Raw genomic sequence first — 18,917 nt, forward strand, 5'->3', positions numbered from 1 at the left:
ACTAAGCTTCAAAAATGCATCACCTTACCAATTCGGGATGGGAACTGCACCTCATGTTCATGACCTCTTTAGAATATTTCCCTTCATCCATTTAATCCGCGCTTAGGTGAAAAAGCTGATCATGCTGTGCTGCGCGTTTCTTCTCGCTATGACGCTGCTGTACACGCAAAAAAAGTCCTTTAAATATCCCAATTGAATGACGATGAAAGAGGAAAGAAGAGGAGGAACAGAACAATTGATAAAAAAAGCGGCAAACAAAAAATTGGTTTTGTTTTGTGGAATTGCGGTGTTTTGGATGTTTTTATTTTTAACGAATCACAATGACGTACACGCCGATACGATCGGCGAGAAAATAGCAGAAACCGCCAGACAGCTTGAGGGTGCGAAATACAGTTACGGCGGAGAGAAGCCGAAAACGGGGTTTGACTCGTCCGGCTTTGTACAATATGTGTTTCAATCGCTCGATATAACGCTTCCAAGAACGGTAAAAGAGCAATCGACCCTTGGAAGCAGCGTCGGCCGTCAGCAGCTCGAAAAGGGGGATCTTGTCTTTTTCAAAAATGCCGAACTGGAAACGGACGGGCCGACTCATGTCGCCATCTACATGGGAAATGATCAAATTATCCACAGCACAAAATCAAACGGAGTTGTCGTGACAAAGCTTGAAGGCAGCTCTTACTGGAGCTCGGGGTATCTTAAAGCGAAAAGGATCACAAAAGAACCTGAGATTTCTATGGACCCTGTCGTTCAAAAAGCGAAGAGCTATGTCGGTGTTCCATATGTATTTGGAGGCAACTCTCCGGATCTCGGGTTTGACTGTTCAGGACTGACCCAATACGTTTTCAGAGAGGTGCTCGGTGTTTATTTGCCAAGATCGGCGGAACAGCAATGGGCGGTCGGTCAAAAGGTGAAGCTTGAAGATATCCGGCCGGGTGATGTTTTGTTTTTCAGCAATACGTACAAACCGGGAATATCCCATAACGCCATCTATGCCGGGGGCGGCCGGTTTATCCATGCGAGCCGTTCAAATAAAGTGACGATCTCTTACTTGTCGGCTTCCTACTGGCAGAAGAAGTTCACAGGAGTCAGACGTTTTGACAACATGTCCCTCCCGAAAAATCCGATTGTATCTGAAGCGATCAGGCATATCGGCGAAGTCGGTTATCAAAAAGGCGGTACATCGCCTAAAGAAGGCTTTGATACGGCGGGTTTTATCCAATATGTCTATAAAACGGCGGCAGGAGTGGAACTTCCGCGGTACGCTGATAAACAATACAGTACAGGTAAGAAAATCACAAAAAAGGAGCTGGAGCCTGGAGACATCGTGTTCTTTAAAGGAACCACTGTTCTGAATCCCGCCATCTATATCGGAAATGGCCAGGTCGTTCTTGTCACCTTGTCTGCCGGTGTGACGACAGCAGATATGGAGACGAGCGCCTATTGGAAAGAGAAATACGCCGGAAGCGTCAGAATTAAGTAGCAGAAAACCGCTCGAGTCATCTTCGAGCGGTTTTCTAATTATTGATATTCATTTTCCAGCAGTTTATTAATGAAATAAGCGACGCCGTTTTCGTCATTGCTTTTCGTGATAAACGTGCTGATATGCTTCAGCTCATCGATTGCATTGCCCATCGCGATCCGATGGCCGGCTTCCTCAAACATTGACAGGTCGTTCGGGCTGTCGCCGATCGCGTAGATGTCTTTTTTCTCGATTCCATAGTGGCGGGCCAGTTCTTTTAAAGCGCGGCCTTTGCCGGATTCATCAGGCAGAATTTCGATGATATGTCTTCCGGAAGATGTGAGTCCCAATTTTGGAAAGGCTGCAAGGTCTTCTTTTGCTTTTTTCAGTTTTTCCATATCAAATGAGAAGCACAACAGCTTATAAATATGTTCGTCTCCGTTAAAAACCTCGCGAATGTCGGGGACCGGTTTGATGCCGAATTGTTTAAACTGAGTCAGTGCGCCCTGCCAAAGCGTATCCCTGTCTTCATCAGGGTTGGCGCTTGTGACGATATCGAGCTCTGCTTCAAGCTTCTGCTCTCCGTCATAAGGAGAAAGCAGCGCATCGTCCGTATAAACCTCAAAATAGATTTGATGATCTGTTAAGTATTGGGCGGCCTTTTTTCCGGCGTCCTTGTCCATTAACGTTCTGCTTAGGAGTTTATAGTTGAAATCGTGAACCGTTCCCCCGTTTGCGGCGATAATCGGAATATCCAAATCGTTCAGAAGCGCTTTGACGTCAAATGTGGCCCGTCCCGTGCAAATGGTTACGATGCAGTCTGAGATGAGCGCCTTTTTGATAGCGGCCCGGTTTTCTGCGGATATTTGGCTTTCTGTATTTAAAAGAGTCCCGTCTAAATCGATCGCAATTAACCTCATTATGTAAAGATAACCTCCTGTAAGAGCAGTTTGCCGTTTTTCGGGAGGCGAAAAACAGCTCTCTTCGGCAGTATTCCCTAAAAGGACATGTTATGTAAAAGGCTAAACCTAAATTTAGATTTTTTCAATAGTAAATCTTGAGTTTCATTAAAGAGAAAAAGGATGAATCATCTTCATCCTTTTTCTAATTATACATCCAGCTGCTGTTTTAATTCCTGCTTGATTTCGTTGAGATTTTCCTGGTCAAGCTGGAAATAGTAGACTTTGCCCGGTTGATAATCGCTCCCTTTCAATTGAAGGGTATCGATCGTTTGAATGGACGTCATAAACGGGATCAGCCCGATTGCATCATTCAGCGACAAGTTCATTGATACGTTCTTTCCGACTGTATCAAGGATATCGTCGTAAGCCGGAATGGCAGTAAGCGATTTGGATTTGTTGATAATCGATTTGATGACTTCCATCTGGCGATCGCCGCGCTTCAAATCCGTATCGGCTTTTCTCGTTCTTACATAAGCAAGGGCCTCTTCTCCGTTTAGCGTTTGCTCACCTGTTTGGAGATTGACTTTGCCTTTCGTATCCTTTTTAATCTGCCGGACAATATAGTCTTCTTTGATTGTGATCGGTACACCGCCGAGCTCGTCAACTACTTCTTTGAAAGCTGAAAAATTGGCTTCCATGACGTAATCAACCGGAATGTCGAGCAGGTTTTCGACGGTTTCTGTACTGAGGTCGCGTCCGCCTAATGAGTGGGCATGCGTGATTTTATCAAAGCCGCGTCCAGGGATGTTAACATAGGAATCCCGCGGGATGCTTAATAGTTTCACTGATTTGTTTTTTCTGTTGAACGTGGCGAGAACCATCGCATCGCTTCGTTCTTTGTCCATGCTTTGTCCGGGACGGGCGTCAATCCCCATCAACAGGATGGAGAAGTTATCTTTTTTAGGATTGAACTCTTTAATCCGCTTGACGGACTGTTCTCCTCTGGAAAGGGTGACTTGCGCATCTTTGGAGGCGTTCGCCACTTTGTAGTACGCATAGCCGCCTGCGGCTGCAGTCGCCGTCAGGATTAAAGCAATGAAAAACAATGAGTATTTCACCCATTTTCTTAGTCTCTTTTTCTTCGTTCGTTGCGATCGTAGCATGTATAAGCTCCTCTTTTATTTATATTAAAACGTACAATTGTTGAATAAGTCTAAATTTTGATAAAAAAATGATTTCCCAATCTTGGATTTTACAAGATATTTGCTGTTTTGCATATGGGGATTCTCTGGAAATTCCGCGGGATCTAATCATTTTGCCGCCTTAAATAAGACGATGAAACAGATAAAATGTTTCATATTTTTAAATTCTTTTAATGGTACTCCGAGTTTCTTAGGTTTGAAGAAAGCGAGACAAGGTTAAAGATTATAAAAGACAAGCCTTGTTAGGAGGATATACTGATGAAGGGAAAAAGATCGAATGCCTGGCTTTATTTTTTTGGAGCCTTGGGCGGTGTGCTCTACGGTTATGATACGGGCGTCATTTCCGGGGCGATTTTATTTATGAAAGATGAGCTTGGGCTCAATGCCTTTACAGAAGGACTGGTTGTCAGCGCAATTTTAATTGGGGCGATTTTCGGATCGGGTTTGTCCGGCAGGCTGACAGACCGCTTCGGGAGAAGAAGGGCGATTATGTCAGCGGCAGTGCTGTATTGCATTGGGGGGCTCGGAACGGCCCTGGCGCCAAGCACGGAATATATGGTGGTTTTCAGGATCGTGCTCGGCCTTGCGGTTGGCTGTTCAACGACCATTGTTCCTTTGTACCTTTCAGAGCTTGCGCCGAAGGAATCTAGGGGCGCGCTTTCTTCATTAAATCAGCTGATGATTACGATCGGGATTCTGGTCTCTTATTTGATCAATTATGCATTTAGTGATGCAGGTGCATGGCGCTGGATGCTGGGCTTGGCTCTTATTCCGTCAATCGGCCTTTTAATCGGTATCTTTTTCATGCCGGAAAGCCCACGCTGGCTCTTAACAAAAGGAAAAGAAGAGAAAGCGCGACGGGTTTTGTCCAAGATGAGGGGAGGAAAGCAGGTCGATCAGGAAATCAAAGAAATTAAGGAAGCGGAAAAGCAGGAGCAGGGGGGCTTGAAAGAGCTGCTGGAACCGTGGGTGCGCCCGGCGTTAATCGCAGGGGTCGGACTGGCGTTTCTCCAGCAATTTATCGGAACCAACACGATTATTTACTATGCCCCAAAAACGTTTACGAATGTCGGATTTGAAGATTCGGCGGCCATTTTGGGGACAGTCGGCATCGGTATGATCAATGTTCTGATGACGCTTGTGGCGATCCGCTTTATTGACAGGATTGGCCGGAAGCCGCTTTTATTATTTGGAAATGCCGGCATGGTCATCAGTTTAATCGTGCTTTCTTTCACCAATATCTTTTTTGGCAATACGACTGGTGCGGCATGGACGACTGTCATCTGTTTAGGTGTATTCATTGTCGTATTTGCCGTCAGCTGGGGACCGATCGTCTGGGTGGTGCTGCCTGAGCTGTTCCCCCTTCATGTCAGAGGGGTGGGAACCGGAGTATCGACTTTAATGCTTCATGCAGGGAACTTAATTGTGACATTAAGTTTTCCGGTCCTCATGGAAGCGATGGGCATCAGTTACCTGTTCCTGTGCTATGCGGCCATCGGAATCGCGGCCTTCCTGTTCGTTTTCTTTAAAGTAACAGAAACAAAAGGCAAAAGCCTTGAAGAAATCGAGCAGGATTTACGGGACAGGCACGGCGGAATCACGGGAACTGACACGCAGCCGGTTGAACGATAGGCAAAAGGATGGGCATGGCCCCATCCTTTTTTGTGTGAGGAGGCCAGCCAAGCCAATCATGGCTGATCTCTGTTTTCTCCGTCTTCTGGCTGCGAATCGTCATGGCGCGGCAGATTACCCGTTCTGATCGCCCGAAACACGAGAAAGAAAATAACGAAAACAACCAGCCCTCCGACTAGTATTTGCAGCAGCATCCCAACACCTCCGTTTTCTTCTATGTATGAATCATGACCGCTCTGCATGACGGTTAATGAAACGTTTGTTTAAAAAACTGAATAAGAACCCGGGTTTATCTCACACTAAAGTCAACTGAACGATAATGGGAGTGTGACGATTTGAAAGCTGTAACGTTTCAAGGGCCTCAGCATGTTAAAGTCAGCCAGGTGGAGGACGCCAAAATAGAAAGAAGCGATGATATCGTTGTCAGAATTACTTCTACGGCGATTTGCGGATCAGACCTCCATCTTTATCAAGGGAATTTTCCTCTTCCGAAAGGCTTCCAGCTCGGCCATGAACCGATGGGAATTGTAGAAGAAGCAGGACCTGATGTAACAAAAGTGAAAAAAGGGGACCGGGTCGTCATCCCGTTTACCGTTGCATGCGGACATTGCTTTTATTGCGAAAACAAGCTGGAAAGCCAGTGTGATAATGCCAATCCCCATTATGATTCAGGCGGATATTTCGGCTACTCGGAAAAGTTCGGAAACCACCCTGGCGGACAGGCCGAATATTTAAAAGTGCCGTTTGGCAACTTCACGCCGTTTGTCATCCCTGAATCATGCGAGATGGAGGACGAGTCGCTCCTGTTTTTATCAGATGTCCTGCCAACCGCGTATTGGAGCGTGCTTCACGCTGGCGTTAAAAAGGGAGACACCGTCATTGTTCTCGGCTGCGGACCGGTCGGATTAATGGCGCAGAAGTTTGCCTGGATGGAAGGGGCGAAGCGGGTTATTGCAGTAGACTACTTGGACTACCGTCTAAGGCAGGCTGAAGCGTTAAACCGCGTCGAAGTATTTGACTTTACAAAATATCCTGACATGGGCGAGCATTTAAAGGAGATTACAAAAGGCGGGGCGGATGTCGTGATCGACTGCGTGGGGATGGACGGCAAAAAATCTCCGCTTGAGTATCTGGAGCAAAAACTGAAGCTTCAGGGCGGCACGCTCGGACCGATTCAAATTTCTACAAAGGCAGTCAGAAAGTGCGGGACCGTACAGATTACGGGGGTATATGGAAGCAATTATAATATGTTTCCGCTCGGCGCGTTCTTTTCCAGAAATGTTACGCTGAAAATGGGGCAGGCCCCGGTCATCCATTTGATGCCTAAGATTTACAAGAAGATCGAAGAGAATCAATTTGATCCGAAGGAAATCATTACGCATCAGCTTCCGCTTGAAGAAGCCGGCCACGCTTACCAATTGTTCAACGGCCATGAAGATGATTGCATTAAAGTGATTTTGAAGCCATAGCGATGATAAAGGCTGCCGAGCTACCGGCAGCCTTTTCGGCGCATTATCTTGCCAGCCATCCGCCATCGACCGCCAGCACATGTCCATTCACATAATCGGACGCCGGCGCCGAAAGGAATACGGCGGCGCCGGCAATGTCATCCGGCTGACCCCAGCGCTCGGCCGGAATCCGTTTTAAGATTTCGGCATTGCGGTTTTGGTCCTCGCGGATCTGCTTTGTATTGTTCGTTGCGATATAGCCCGGCGCAATTGCATTGACCTGGACATTGTGCGCCGCCCATTCATTGGCAAAAGACTTCGTCAATCCGGCTACTGCATGCTTGCTTGCCGTATATGCAGGGACGAGAATGCCTCCTTGAAATGAAAGAAGCGAGGCAATATTGATGATTTTCCCCTGCTTTCGCTCAATCATCTGCCGGCCGACAGCCTGCGTCAGCAAAAATAAGCTGTTTAAATTGACATTGATCACCGCTTCCCAGTTCTCCCGGGAAAAATCAGCCGCTTTTTCTCTGCGGATCGTCCCGGCATTATTGACGAGAATATCAATCTGATGGCGGTCAAGCACCTCTTTTGCAAAAGCCTCCACCTCGTCAAGGCTGCCCATATCAAGCTGATAAGATGTAAACGCTCTGCCGGCTTCTTCGATCAGCCGCTTTGTTTCATCAAGTCCGCTCGTATGTGAAGTGCCGATGATATCCGCTCCCGCATTTGCCAGCGCTTCGGCAATTCCTTTGCCGATTCCCGTTCCCGGGCCTGTGACAAGCGCCGTTTTGCCTTCAAGTGAAAAATACGATTCAAGATATCCCATCTCACGTTCACGCCCTTACCGTATGACATTCATCGGGACAGCATCCATGTCCTTAAATGTGTAGTTTTCTCCGGCCATCGCCCATATAAAGCAGTAGTTGGATGTGCCTGAGCCCGAGTGGACAGACCACGCGGGTGAAATGACTGCCTGTTCGTTGCCGACGACAAGATGCCTTGTCTCCGTCGGTTCGCCCATGAAATGAAACACCTTTGCATCTTCAGCAAGGTCAAGATACAGATAAGCCTCCATCCGCCGGTCATGAACATGCGCCGGCATCGTGTTCCATGTGTTATTGGGTTCAAGAAACGTAATGCCCATCATCAGCTGGCAGCTTTGGATGCCGTCTGCGTGAATCACTTTGTATAGATTGCGGACATTTGAAGAGGCTTCTTCTCCTAAATGATCGTATGGAAGCTCTGAAAGCGAGGCTTTTTGCACCGGATACTTTTGATGTGCCGTCGCCGAGATGAAATAAAATTTGGCTCCGCCTTCATTCAAGCTTGAGAAAGAAACGTCTTTATTTCCCAGGCCGATATACAGAAAATCTTTGTGCTCCAGTACGTATTCTTCATCACCGACTTTGACCGCACCGGGTTTCCCGACATTCACAATTCCGATTTCGCGCCGTTCCAGGAAATAGTCCGTTTTTAAAAAATCGCCGGCATCGAGCGCGATGGACTCCTTCACTGGAACAGCCCCGCCGATCACGACTCTGTCTTCATGCGAATACACCATGTTCAGTTTGTTTTCAACAAACAATGACTCTATTAAAAAATGCTCGCGAAGCTCTGCGGTTGTGAAGCGTTTCGCTTGTTCTGGATGAACAGAATAACGATTTTCCATACCTTCTCCTCCTTGAATTGGACGTTTTTAGACTGACTTGAATGAAAGGGCCAAAGTTTTTGGTAACGGTTTCAAACATGAATTTTAAAGTAAATAATGGAAAGCGTCAACAGTCTTTTCTTTTTTTTCTGAATATTGTCAAGGTCAATCTTGAAATATTTAAAAATACTCTTCCAAATTTTAAATGATGTGATATGCTGATGGTATAAAGTTTTTGAAATCGGTTTCAAATCATAAGGTCATAGGAGTACTTGAATGAGGGATAAGCAAACAGCGAAAGTAACCATCAACGAAGTAGCCGCATATGCAGGTGTATCAAAATCAACGGTTTCCCGTTATATCAACGGGAAGATTGATGCCATCTCACCGAAAAAGGTGAAAAGCATCAAAAAAGCGATCGAGGAGCTTAATTACCGCCCCAGTCAGATGGCACAGGGGCTGAAGGTGAAAAAAAGCAAGGTTATCGGATTTTTGGTCGCCGATATTACAAACCCGTTTTCAGTTGCCACCTTGAGAGGGGTGGAAGAGGTTTGCGATCAGTACGGGTACAGCATCATGGTCTGCAACACGGACAACAGTCCTGAAAAGGAACGGGAGATGCTGCACAAGCTGAACGCGCATTACATTGAAGGGCTGATTATTAATACGACGGGAAGAAACAACGATGTGCTCATGGATTTAATCAGCCAGGATGTGTCGATTGTGCTCGTTGACCGGAAAGTGCCCGGGCTCAAGATCGATGCAGTTACAACGAACAACCGCGAAGTGACAAGTCAAATCGTCAATCTCATGTATGACAAAGGCTATGCCCAGGTCGGTCTGTTTACCGAGCCGATTAAAGGGATCAGTCCAAGGGAGGAAAGGGTTTCCGCCTATACAGAAATCGCGCTTAAACGCAATGCCGGCGGCAATCCCCTTGTATATGAGGCAGATGTCAAAGACAAAGAATCTCTGTTACAGTCCGTCAAAAGCTTTTTGGAAATGAAAGAAGGGAAAAAAGCCATTCTTGGAAACAACGGGCTTCTGATGCTGAAAATCATCAGCTGCCTTTATGAGCTTGGCATTTCGATTCCGGAAGACGTCGGAATTGCCGGATTTGATGATACGGAATGGTATAAATTGATCGGTCCGGGCATTACCACCATCGCCCAGCCGTCGCATGAAATGGGCAGGGCCGCCATGGAGCGGATCATCAAACGGATTGAAGGAGATGAAAGTGCACCGCAGACGATTCAGCTTGAGGCGGAGCTTGTTCTCAGACAGTCGCTGTAGAACTCGTCAAATGGAGACACTCATATACCCGATAGCTTAGGGGAGAGTGTTTTTCCGCAACTATTTTTGAAACCGGTACCATTTCGAAAGGAGAGTGAAATCATGTCGCTTGATGTGATGACCTTCGGAGAATCGATGGCTATGTTTTACGCAAATGAAACAGGCGGATTGCATGAGGCTGCTTCGTTTTCCAAGGCTCTTGCCGGAGCGGAAACAAACGTTGCCGTCGGACTGTCGCGCCTGGGCTTTCGGGTCGGCTGGATGAGCAAAGTTGGTGCCGATTCGCTCGGAACCTTTATTTTAAATGAATTGAAAAAAGAAGGCGTCGACATCTCTGAAGTCAAACGCAGTGCAGACCGGCAGACAGGCATCCTGCTCAAGTCAAAGGTTGAAAGCGGAGACCCTGATGTCACGTATTACCGCAGCGGATCAGCCGCAAGCACGATGAGCATTGATGACTACCCGGCAGAGTATTTCAAGCAAGCCAAACATATGCATGTAACAGGCATACCTCCTGCCCTTTCAAGAGAAATGCGGGGCTTCGCCCGCCACGCCGTTCACCAGATGAAAAAAGACGGGAAGACGATTTCGTTTGACCCGAATCTCCGCTTCCAGCTTTGGCCGGACCAGCAGACAATGGTTCACACGATTAATGAGATCGCCGCGCAGGCAGACTGGTTTCTGCCTGGGATCAATGAAGGAAAACTCCTGACAGGCAGCAATTCTCCCGAGGATATCGCTAAATATTATGTGATGCAGGGGGTCAAGGTAATTGTCATCAAGCTTGGAAAAGAGGGGGCTTATTACCGGACACATGACAAAGAGGGTTATGTACCGGGTTATCAGGTGGAGAAGGTTGTTGATACCGTTGGCGCTGGTGATGGTTTTGCCGTCGGCATGATCAGCGGTCTATTAGACGGATTGCCGCTGGAAGAAGCAGTTCAGAGGGCAAATGCGATCGGAGCGCTGGCCGTCATGGCTCCGGGTGATATGGACGGTCTGCCGTCAAGGGATCAATTGAAAGCTTTTATGGCTATAGAGGCAAACAACCAAAAAACAGGAGGTTGACCGTAATGGAAATGTCTATGATCGGAAAAGTGCAAGAACAGCTGGCCGAGGCCGGGCTGATCGCGGTCGTCCGCGCAGGCGATAAGGAAGCTGCTGAGGAAAGCATTCACAGATTGATCGACAAAGGAATTACTGCGATTGAAATCACATATACGACGCCGGGAGCGTCTGAGCTGATTGAAAAATTTGCAGGAAAAGACGGCCTTCTTGTCGGAGCCGGAACGGTGGTTGAGAGCGAACAGGCGAGGGAAGCCGCGGCAGCGGGGGCAAAATTCATCGTCAGTCCGGGTTTTTCGGAAAAATTGGCTGAGGAAGCCGCCTCATTGCATACATTTTTTATTCCCGGCGTATTAACACCGAGCGAAATTATGGAAGCGGTCTCAAAGGGTTTTCGGGTTCTTAAGCTGTTTCCAGGGGGGACTTCCGGGATTCCTTACATGAAAAACCTCGCCGGCCCCTTTCCGAAGGTTCGATTCATACCAACAGGCGGGATCCATCCGGGCGATGTGGAGAAATGGCTCGATGCCGGAGCATTGGCAGTTGGAGTGGGAAGCCAGCTGAACAAAGTGTCAGAAGCGGATATCCAGCGTATCTTTCAGCGTCGGATTCGGCAGAATTAAAGCGTGCGCAGCGTGAAAAGACTTCAGGTTTTGCAAGATCGACAGCTTTGCTTTTTCATTAATTTCTAGAATGGGAGAAAAAATGATGAAAATTAAAGCAACGATTGAACGTGTGCCGGGCGGCATGATGATCATTCCGCTCTTTCTGGGCGCAACGCTGAATACGTTTGCTCCGGGAACCGCGGAGTTTTTCGGCGGATTTACAGGCGCCCTGATTACTGGAACGCTGCCGATTTTAGGAGTATTTATCTTTTGCGTTGGTGCAACAATAGATTTTCGTTCTTCAGGATATATTGCGAGGAAGGGACTGACACTTCTGATCGGCAAAGTCGGCATTGCCGCATTATTGGGTTTGATCGCAGCGCAGTTCATTCCAGACGAAGGCATTCAAAGCGGTTTTTTTGCCGGGCTGTCAGTGCTTGCTATTGTAGCCGTTATGAATGAAACGAACGGCGGTCTGTATTTGGCGTTAATGAACCATATGGGAAGAAAGGAAGACGCCGGTGCTTTCGCCTTTATCAGCACGGAATCGGGCCCGTTTATGACGATGGTCACTTTCGGTGTGACAGGGCTCGCGGCATTTCCCTGGGAGACGCTGGCTGCAACCGTCATCCCGTTTTTACTCGGCTGCATTCTCGGAAACCTTGACCCTGAATTGCGCGATTTGTTCGGAAAAGTCGTACCGGCGATCATTCCGTTCTTCGCATTTTCACTAGGAAACACGCTCGATTTTAAAATGTTGATCCAATCCGGCCTTTTAGGCATTGTTGTCGGCGTATCAGTCGTCGTTCTCTCGGGTGCTTCTCTTTACCTGCTGGACCGCTTTGTCGCAAGAGGAGACGGCGTCGCGGGCGTCGCAGCATCGTCAACGGCCGGGGCTGCGGTAGCCGTGCCGTATGCGCTTGCCGATGCAAACCCCGTGTTTGCGCCGGTGGCTGATTCAGCGACCGCGATCATCGCGACAAGCGTCATTGTCACCTCGCTTCTGACGCCGCTTGCAACCGTCTGGATCGAAAAACGGACAAGACAAAGAAAACCTCCGAAACAAATGACGATCGATTACAAGTAATTTCGTTGCTGACGCACCGGGACATGTTGTCCGGGGCGTTTTTTTTTTTGACCGTTTTTAAATAACGTCACCAAATTGCTAAATTTAACGGGTATCATTTGTGCTAATATCAATATATAGTGTCTCATGAAAAGATGGACACTATATATGCTACTTTTTAGGAGAGATTAGGATGACAACAGGCTTTAAAGAACAGGGATTATTACAATTGACAGAAACATTTCATGATATCGTCGGGTATGGAGATCACGATATTATGCAGGAAAATGCCAACGTAGACGGCCGCTCCCCGATGGGGCAAATGAGCCGGTTTGCATCCGAAAGTTCCAGACATTATGCGCTCCATTACTTAATGTCGCCGGAAATCAAGAAAGCAGTCGATGACAACTTGATATATCCGCACGATTTAGACTATATGCCGAGCGGGACAACGACTTGCTGCCAGATACCTTTGGGCCGGCTGTTAAAAGACGGATTCCATACAGGCCACGGCTCCCTCAGGGAACCGAAGGACATTATGAGCGCATTGTCACTCGCATCCATCATTTTTCAATCGAATCAAAATATGCAGCACGGCGGCCAGTCATTTCCGATGTTCGATTACGACCTGGCGCCTTACGTCCGCAAAACGTACGAAAAGCATCTCGCGAAAATCAAACAATACCCGACAACTTTGACAGAAGAAGAGATAAGGGAAAGAGCGTGGGAAGAAACGGACAACACAACTTACCAAGCGTGCGAAGCCTTTATACATAATGCCAACAGCATGCATTCGCGGGGCGGCGGACAGGTTCCGTTTGTTTCAATTAATTACGGCACGGATACGTCAAGGGAAGGCCGCCTTTTGATCAAAAATATTCTGAAGGCGACAAAAGCAGGTCTCGGCAAGGGTGAGACGCCGATTTTTCCGATTCAGATCTTCAAAATGAAAGAAGGCGTCAACGTCGATCAAACAGACCCTAACTATGACTTGTACCGGCTTGCATTGGAAACAAGCGCTGAAAGGCTGTTTCCGAACTTCAGCTTTATCGATTCGCCCGTGAATAAACCTTTTTATGACGGAACACCGGAAAGCGAAATCGCTTATATGGGATGCAGAACGCGCGTCATGTCCAATATTCATGGGAAAGAAAACAGCATCGGCAGAGGGAATTTGTCATTCACCTCGATCAACATTGTCAAAATAGCGCTGCTCAGCGAAAACGTTGAACAGTTTTTTGCTTTGTTAAACCGCTACATGGAATTAACGATTCAACAGCTGCTTGAACGGTACGCCTTTCAATGCAAAAAAAGAGCAAAAGACTTTAAGTTCCTGTATTCGCAAGGCATCTGGCATGAAAGCGAGAAGCTTGATCCTGAGGACACGCTCGAGGATGTGCTAAAGCACGGAACATTGAGCATCGGATTTATCGGACTGGCTGAAGCTTTGACTGCATTGACCGGAAAACATCACGGAGAAAGCGAGGAGTCGTTTGAACTCGGCAAAAAAATCGTCCAGTCGATGAGAGATAAGGCCGATGCAGCCACAGAAAAACACAAGCTGAACTTTTCCTTGATCGCCACACCGGCAGAAGGACTTTCAGGGAAATTTGTCAAAAAAGATAAATTGGAGTTCGGTTCGATCCACAATGTCACAGACCGGATCTACTATACGAACTCGTTTCACATCCCTGTTCACTATAAGCTGACTGCGGTTGAAAAGATCAGAAAAGAAGCGCCGTTCCATTTGATGTGCAATGGCGGGCATATCAGCTATATCGAGCTGGACGGAGACCCGAAAAAAAACATTAAAGCGATGGACATGATTGTGACCGCCATGCGCCGGTCAGGCATGGGCTACGCCTCGATCAACCATCCTGTCGACCACTGCAAGGCGTGCGGATTTACCGGAATCATCGATAACGAGTGCCCGCAGTGCAAAAATCGCGATGAGGCTTTGATTGAACGGATCAGACGGATTACGGGATATTTAGTCGGAGATATGTCAAAGTGGAATTCGGCGAAAAGACAAGAAGAAAAGGACAGAGTGAAGCACCTATGAAAGTGATGAATATTATCCATGACAGCATCGTAGACGGAGAAGGACTGAGAACAGTCGTGTTTTTAGCGGGCTGCCCGCATATGTGTGAAGGCTGCCATAATAAACAAAGCTGGAATATCAATAACGGATTTGATATGAGTGTAGACGAAGTATTTGAGGAAATTATGAAAAATCCGCTTACAAACGTCACCTATTCAGGAGGAGAGCCGCTTTTGCATGCGGGCGAACTGATCGAACTGTCTGAGAGAATTAAGCAGCAATCCGAAAAAGACATCTGGCTTTACAGCGGCTATACGTACGAACAAATCTTGAAAAATGAAAAGCACAGCGCCTTGCTGGCCTATTGCGATGTCCTGGTAGACGGCCCGTTCGAAATCAAAAAAAGGGACTTGACGCTCCTTTACAGAGGAAGCTCAAACCAGCGCATTATCGAGCTGGCATAATCTGAAACAGAAGCCTCCGGGGCTTCTGTTTCAGCGTGTCGACAAACCCTCGCATTCGTTGTCAGGCCTGCGCGTCGGTGCTCACGAATTCCAACATTCGCTCCGCTCCGATGCTCGGCCTTCCTAGACTGCAAGGGTTTTCAATCACGCTGAAAGGATGACAAAATCCCAAAACAAAAAGCCGTTTTGGGATTTTGTCAACAATCTAAAACAGAAGCCTCTGGGGCTTCTGTTTTTCCTTTCCGGCATTGACTTCTATCGAGATAACGTCATAATAAATATGAAAAGGTTTATATTTTATCATACATGTCTATCAATAAAAGAAAGCGTTTTATTTACATAAGAAAATCGTGAATTAAGGGAGGAGATGGCAACATGACTCAATCACCGATATTTCTGCAGCCTGAGTTTAAAGAGAGGATCTGGGGGGGAACGGCTTTGCGCGAGACATTCGGCTATGACATTCCCTCTGATTTGACAGGTGAATGCTGGGCCATTTCCGCCCATCCAAACGGGCCGAACCTCGTTGCTTCGGGTCCTTACAAAGGAAAAACGCTTGCCGAGCTTTGGGACGAGCACCGCGAATTGTTCGGCGGTGCAGAGGGAGACCGTTTCCCGCTGTTAACGAAAATACTTGATGCCAATCAAGATCTTTCCGTTCAAGTCCACCCCGATGACTATTATGCGGGCGAACACGAAAACGGGGAACTCGGTAAGACGGAATGCTGGTATATCATCGATTGCAAAGAAGGTGCCGAGATCGTTTACGGCCATACGGCGAGAACGCGGACAGAGCTGGTCACCATGATCAACAGCGGTGATTGGGACAACCTGTTAAGGCGGATCAAAATCAAGCCGGGCGATTTTTATTTTGTGCCAAGCGGCACGATTCACGCTCTTTGCGAAGGGACGGTCGTTTTGGAGACACAGCAGAGCTCTGATACGACGTACAGGGTATACGATTATGACCGGACCGATCAAAATGGAGAAAAGCGCGAGCTTCACCTGACACAGGCGATCAATGTCACAACAGTACCGCACGTTGACAGCTATGTTGACGAATCGACAGAAACTCAAAAAGGTGTTACCATTAAGACATTTGTTGAAGCCGAATACTTCTCCGTATACAAATGGGAGATCAACGGTGCCACTGAGCTGACCCAGGATGCCCCTTTCCTGCTATGCAGCGTGATTGAAGGAGAAGGAAAGCTCACTCAGGGCGGCGAATTATTTCCGATCAGCAAAGGAACAAATTTTATCCTTCCGGCCGAAACCAATGATTTTACAATAGAAGGAACATGCGAACTTATCGTGTCACACATATAAAAAGCTTGACGGTCTGCAAAAGAAGGCCGTTAAGCTTTTTTATTGTATGAAAAAATATTCCGGCTCGCCGATAAAAAGAGAAAGCAAGTTTTTGAAATTGAGAGGCTTATAGGCGAGGGGAGTAGAGAATGTGAAAAACATTAGAAAAACCGTTATTTTTGCTGCAATCATTTTGCTCATACATACGGCAGTCCCGGCAATCCCTGCTTTAGCAGCGTATACCGATACTTCCGTCTACAAAATTGAAACAACAAAAGAGTTTAATAGCGAAAGCGCAGCGCTCAAAGCGGCAGAACAACTGAAAAAGGACACGGGATGGAAAGCCGAGGTCAAACCTTCAGGAAAAAACGGCACAACATACGTTTTGACATCAGAAGGTGTCGAAGGGGAGAGCAGAGCAAAAAATCTGCTTTTGCAGTTTGAAAAAGAAACCGGCTTGAAGGCGTCCTATGGTCCGGTTGGACAGAAAGAACCGTTTTCCAAAGCGGTATCAAAGGAATTTGCCGGTGAAGCAAAAGCCAAAGAATGGGCGCTCCAATTTGAAAAAGAAACCGGTCTGAAAGCGACCTATACAATTGCAGGAAACAGGGAAGCTTACGTGAAGGTCGTCACGGGAGGAATCGAAGGCGAAGACAATACGAAAGCCATCCTCGACCGTTTTCAAAAAGAGACAGGCCTCAAAGCGTCGTACGCACCATACGGAGCGGGGCAAGCGCTCGTCAAGCTTTATTCAGGAGAAATCGCAGATGAGAGCAAAGCGAAAAGCCTGCTTGTCCGATTTGAAAAAGAAACTGCCCTTAAAGGAACGATAGAAACAGTAAAGAAACAACAGCCCAGATATAAAATTGCGACAGGTTCGATACAAGGCGAAACAAACGCAAAAAATCTGCTGAAGCAGTTTGAAAAAGAACTCAAGGTCAAAGGGGCATATGAAGCTGCCGGTCAGCCGGCACAGCTTTACAATGTGAAATCGGGATATTTTAATGACGAAAAGAGCGCGAAAAATGCCGCCGGACAAATTAAAAAGAATACCGGTCTCACCTCAAGCACGGAAAAAGTAAAAGGTGCGCGCTTCTGGATCGTAAGCATGAAAAGCGTAGACAGTCAAAACCTCAAAAAAATCGACGCCTTTTTCAAAAAGAAAACGTGGCGTTATACTGCTGCAAAGACGGGAAAAAAGCAGACATCCTTCAGAATCGTTTCCGTCCCGCTTTCAGATCAAAAGAAAGCAAACGACGGCATCCGGTTTTTCAAAAACAAAAACATTCAGGCTTCTGCTCAAAGCGCCGGCAGCACGACCGTCAGCCGCTTCCGGCTCGCGTCCGGCGAAACAGCCGTCCAAGCGCGAATCAATAAAGGACTGGAATTCTTTAAGAAAAACGGTGCGGCGGGAACGGCCGGACCAACAGGAAAAAAAGTGTACAGCCATTATCAGCTGACGACGGAATCCGTATACGAACAGGACAAAGTGACGAAGGCGCTCAATTTCTTTAAAGAAGCAGGCATTCACGCAGAGGCCGTGAAGACCGGCCAATATTACAGCCGGTACAAATTGAGTTCGGAAGCTCTGATCGGAACGGAGAAATTACAGCAAGCGCTCGGATTTTTCAGCAAGCAGAATATACCGGGCAAGATTGAACAAACGGGTGAGTACGGCTATAGGCAGTACCGGGTGACGACAGGTCAGATCACAAGTAAAGCAGATCTCGACAAGGGATTGAATGTCTTTAAGAAGAACAATGTCAGCGCAACTTACCAAACAAAGTCGGTCAGCCTGTTTCACATCTCAATCAATGAACTATTTACAGGGAAAGACCGTGCGGATGCTGCCGCCAATCGGATCAAAACGAATTACGGCTGGCCGGTGAATGTCATCAAAGTGAAAAACGGCCCCCAAATCACAACGACTGACTACGGAATCACGCTCAGTCAGATGGTCGACAAACAGATGAAAGTCAGCCCGCAAACGGATGCGTCGGCATATGTTTCATTGAGCTACATCAATACGGCGAATCAAACCGTCACGGCTGATCTGCTGAATATCAGGTCAACCCCCCTTGTGACAAGCGGCAACATCATCGGACAGCTGCAAAAAGGGGATAAAGTCAACATCATCTCCCAGGAAAACGGCTGGGCAAAAATCAGAATGAATTGGCGAAATGCCAGCAGGGATGAAGTCGAGAAATATGTCAATCCGAAAAATTTCACACAAGACAGCTCGGCATACTTCCAATTTTTAAAACTGTCGCAAACGGCCGGATTGAATGCCGCCGAAGTCAATGCAAAAATCCTTTATAATAAAGGGATTTTGACAGGCAAAGGCCAAGCGTTCATTGATGCGGCGAGAGCATACAGCATCAATGAACTGTACCTCATTTCGCACTCGCTCCTTGAGACGGGCAACGGAACTTCCGAGTTAGCCAAAGGAACGATGTTCAACGGCAAAAAGGTTTACAATATGTACGGCGTCGGGGCTTACGACAGCAACCCGCTTTACTACGGTGCAAAATACGCCTATGAACAAGGGTGGTTCACACCTGAAGCCGCCATTATGGGCGGAGCCAAATTCATCGGTGAAAAATACATTCACCACCCGACTTACAAACAGGACACGCTCTATAAAATGAGGTGGTCTCCGAATGCCCTTCACCAATATGCGACAGATGTCGGCTGGGCTTATAAGCAGGTGGGGAGAATGTACAGTCTTTATACATTGCTTGATCAATATACGTTGTACTATGATGTGCCGGTTTATCGGTAATC

The 18,917-nt window shown here is 47.2% G+C and carries 16 protein-coding genes; 11 read left to right on the forward strand and 5 right to left on the reverse strand.

The genetic code is table 11. From position 1 onward, the window contains the following. The first annotated feature begins 235 nt into the window (after positions 1 to 235). On the forward strand, positions 236 to 1,480 hold the full coding sequence (locus ACH97_RS05005) for a C40 family peptidase (protein ID WP_020453169.1): 1,245 nt from the start codon (positions 236 to 238) through the stop codon (positions 1,478 to 1,480). A 38-nt stretch (positions 1,481 to 1,518) separates the two neighbouring features. Here ACH97_RS05005 and ACH97_RS05010 read toward each other — a convergent pair whose 3' ends face one another. Together ACH97_RS05010 and ACH97_RS05015 are read right to left on the reverse strand one after the other, a co-directional pair. Then, complete coding sequence (locus ACH97_RS05010; protein WP_020453168.1) at positions 1,519 to 2,379, reverse strand: Cof-type HAD-IIB family hydrolase; 861 nt, start codon at positions 2,377 to 2,379, stop codon at positions 1,519 to 1,521. A 188-nt stretch (positions 2,380 to 2,567) separates the two neighbouring features. Further along, entirely contained in the window at positions 2,568 to 3,524 is a 957-nt protein-coding gene (locus ACH97_RS05015) for an LCP family protein (RefSeq protein WP_020453167.1), read from the reverse strand. 297 nt (positions 3,525 to 3,821) lie between these two features. Here ACH97_RS05015 and ACH97_RS05020 point away from each other — a divergent pair, with 297 nt between their 5' ends. Beyond that, positions 3,822 to 5,195, forward strand: a complete 1,374-nt coding sequence (locus tag ACH97_RS05020) for a sugar porter family MFS transporter (RefSeq protein ID WP_020453166.1) — start codon at positions 3,822 to 3,824, stop codon at positions 5,193 to 5,195. 56 nt (positions 5,196 to 5,251) lie between these two features. On the opposite strand, the gene ACH97_RS23710 is transcribed toward ACH97_RS05020, so the two are convergent. Continuing rightward, positions 5,252 to 5,389, reverse strand: a complete 138-nt coding sequence (locus tag ACH97_RS23710) for a hypothetical protein (protein WP_023857161.1) — start codon at positions 5,387 to 5,389, stop codon at positions 5,252 to 5,254. A gap of 141 nt (positions 5,390 to 5,530) precedes the next feature. On the opposite strand from ACH97_RS23710, the gene ACH97_RS05025 reads away from it, so the two are divergent. Next, entirely contained in the window at positions 5,531 to 6,664 is a 1,134-nt protein-coding gene (locus ACH97_RS05025) for a zinc-dependent alcohol dehydrogenase (protein WP_020453165.1), read from the forward strand. Positions 6,665 to 6,707: 43 nt separating this feature from the next. Here ACH97_RS05025 and kduD read toward each other — a convergent pair whose 3' ends face one another. Next, positions 6,708 to 7,472 carry a 2-dehydro-3-deoxy-D-gluconate 5-dehydrogenase KduD gene (gene kduD / locus ACH97_RS05030; protein ID WP_020453164.1) on the reverse strand — a complete coding sequence of 255 codons (765 nt, stop codon included), beginning with the start codon at positions 7,470 to 7,472 and terminating at the stop codon, positions 6,708 to 6,710. Positions 7,473 to 7,487: 15 nt separating this feature from the next. Beyond that, entirely contained in the window at positions 7,488 to 8,315 is an 828-nt protein-coding gene (kduI, locus tag ACH97_RS05035) for a 5-dehydro-4-deoxy-D-glucuronate isomerase (protein ID WP_020453163.1), read from the reverse strand. A 255-nt stretch (positions 8,316 to 8,570) separates the two neighbouring features. Between kduI and ACH97_RS05040 the strand changes: the two genes are divergently transcribed. The 8 genes from ACH97_RS05040 to ACH97_RS05075 all read left to right on the forward strand — a co-directional run bounded on the left by ACH97_RS05040 (position 8,571) and on the right by ACH97_RS05075 (position 18,915). After that, positions 8,571 to 9,587: a LacI family DNA-binding transcriptional regulator gene (locus ACH97_RS05040; protein ID WP_020453162.1), complete on the forward strand. Its 1,017-nt coding sequence runs from the start codon at positions 8,571 to 8,573 to the stop codon at positions 9,585 to 9,587. Between the two features lie 102 nt (positions 9,588 to 9,689). Beyond that, the gene (locus ACH97_RS05045) at positions 9,690 to 10,655 is read left to right on the forward strand and encodes a sugar kinase (protein ID WP_020453161.1); all 966 of its coding nucleotides are present in this window, start codon (positions 9,690 to 9,692) and stop codon (positions 10,653 to 10,655) included. A 5-nt stretch (positions 10,656 to 10,660) separates the two neighbouring features. After that, entirely contained in the window at positions 10,661 to 11,275 is a 615-nt protein-coding gene (locus tag ACH97_RS05050) for a bifunctional 4-hydroxy-2-oxoglutarate aldolase/2-dehydro-3-deoxy-phosphogluconate aldolase (RefSeq protein WP_020453160.1), read from the forward strand. A gap of 85 nt (positions 11,276 to 11,360) precedes the next feature. Further along, positions 11,361 to 12,344: a 2-keto-3-deoxygluconate transporter gene (gene kdgT, locus ACH97_RS05055; protein ID WP_041817338.1), complete on the forward strand. Its 984-nt coding sequence runs from the start codon at positions 11,361 to 11,363 to the stop codon at positions 12,342 to 12,344. Between the two features lie 172 nt (positions 12,345 to 12,516). Beyond that, positions 12,517 to 14,385, forward strand: a complete 1,869-nt coding sequence (locus ACH97_RS05060) for an anaerobic ribonucleoside triphosphate reductase (RefSeq protein WP_020453158.1) — start codon at positions 12,517 to 12,519, stop codon at positions 14,383 to 14,385. Further along, complete coding sequence (gene nrdG, locus ACH97_RS05065) at positions 14,382 to 14,828, forward strand: anaerobic ribonucleoside-triphosphate reductase activating protein (RefSeq protein WP_020453157.1); 447 nt, start codon at positions 14,382 to 14,384, stop codon at positions 14,826 to 14,828. The genes ACH97_RS05060 and nrdG overlap by 4 nt, the downstream gene beginning before the upstream one ends. Before the next feature lie 375 nt (positions 14,829 to 15,203). Further along, complete coding sequence (gene manA, locus ACH97_RS05070; protein WP_048350730.1) at positions 15,204 to 16,154, forward strand: mannose-6-phosphate isomerase, class I; 951 nt, start codon at positions 15,204 to 15,206, stop codon at positions 16,152 to 16,154. Positions 16,155 to 16,284: 130 nt separating this feature from the next. Further along, positions 16,285 to 18,915 carry an N-acetylglucosaminidase gene (locus ACH97_RS05075; protein ID WP_020453155.1) on the forward strand — a complete coding sequence of 877 codons (2,631 nt, stop codon included), beginning with the start codon at positions 16,285 to 16,287 and terminating at the stop codon, positions 18,913 to 18,915. Positions 18,916 to 18,917 lie beyond the last annotated feature (2 nt).

Origin of the sequence: Bacillus paralicheniformis (assembly GCF_001042485.2) — a bacterium.
GTDB classification, from domain to species: Bacteria; Bacillota; Bacilli; order Bacillales; family Bacillaceae; genus Bacillus; species Bacillus paralicheniformis.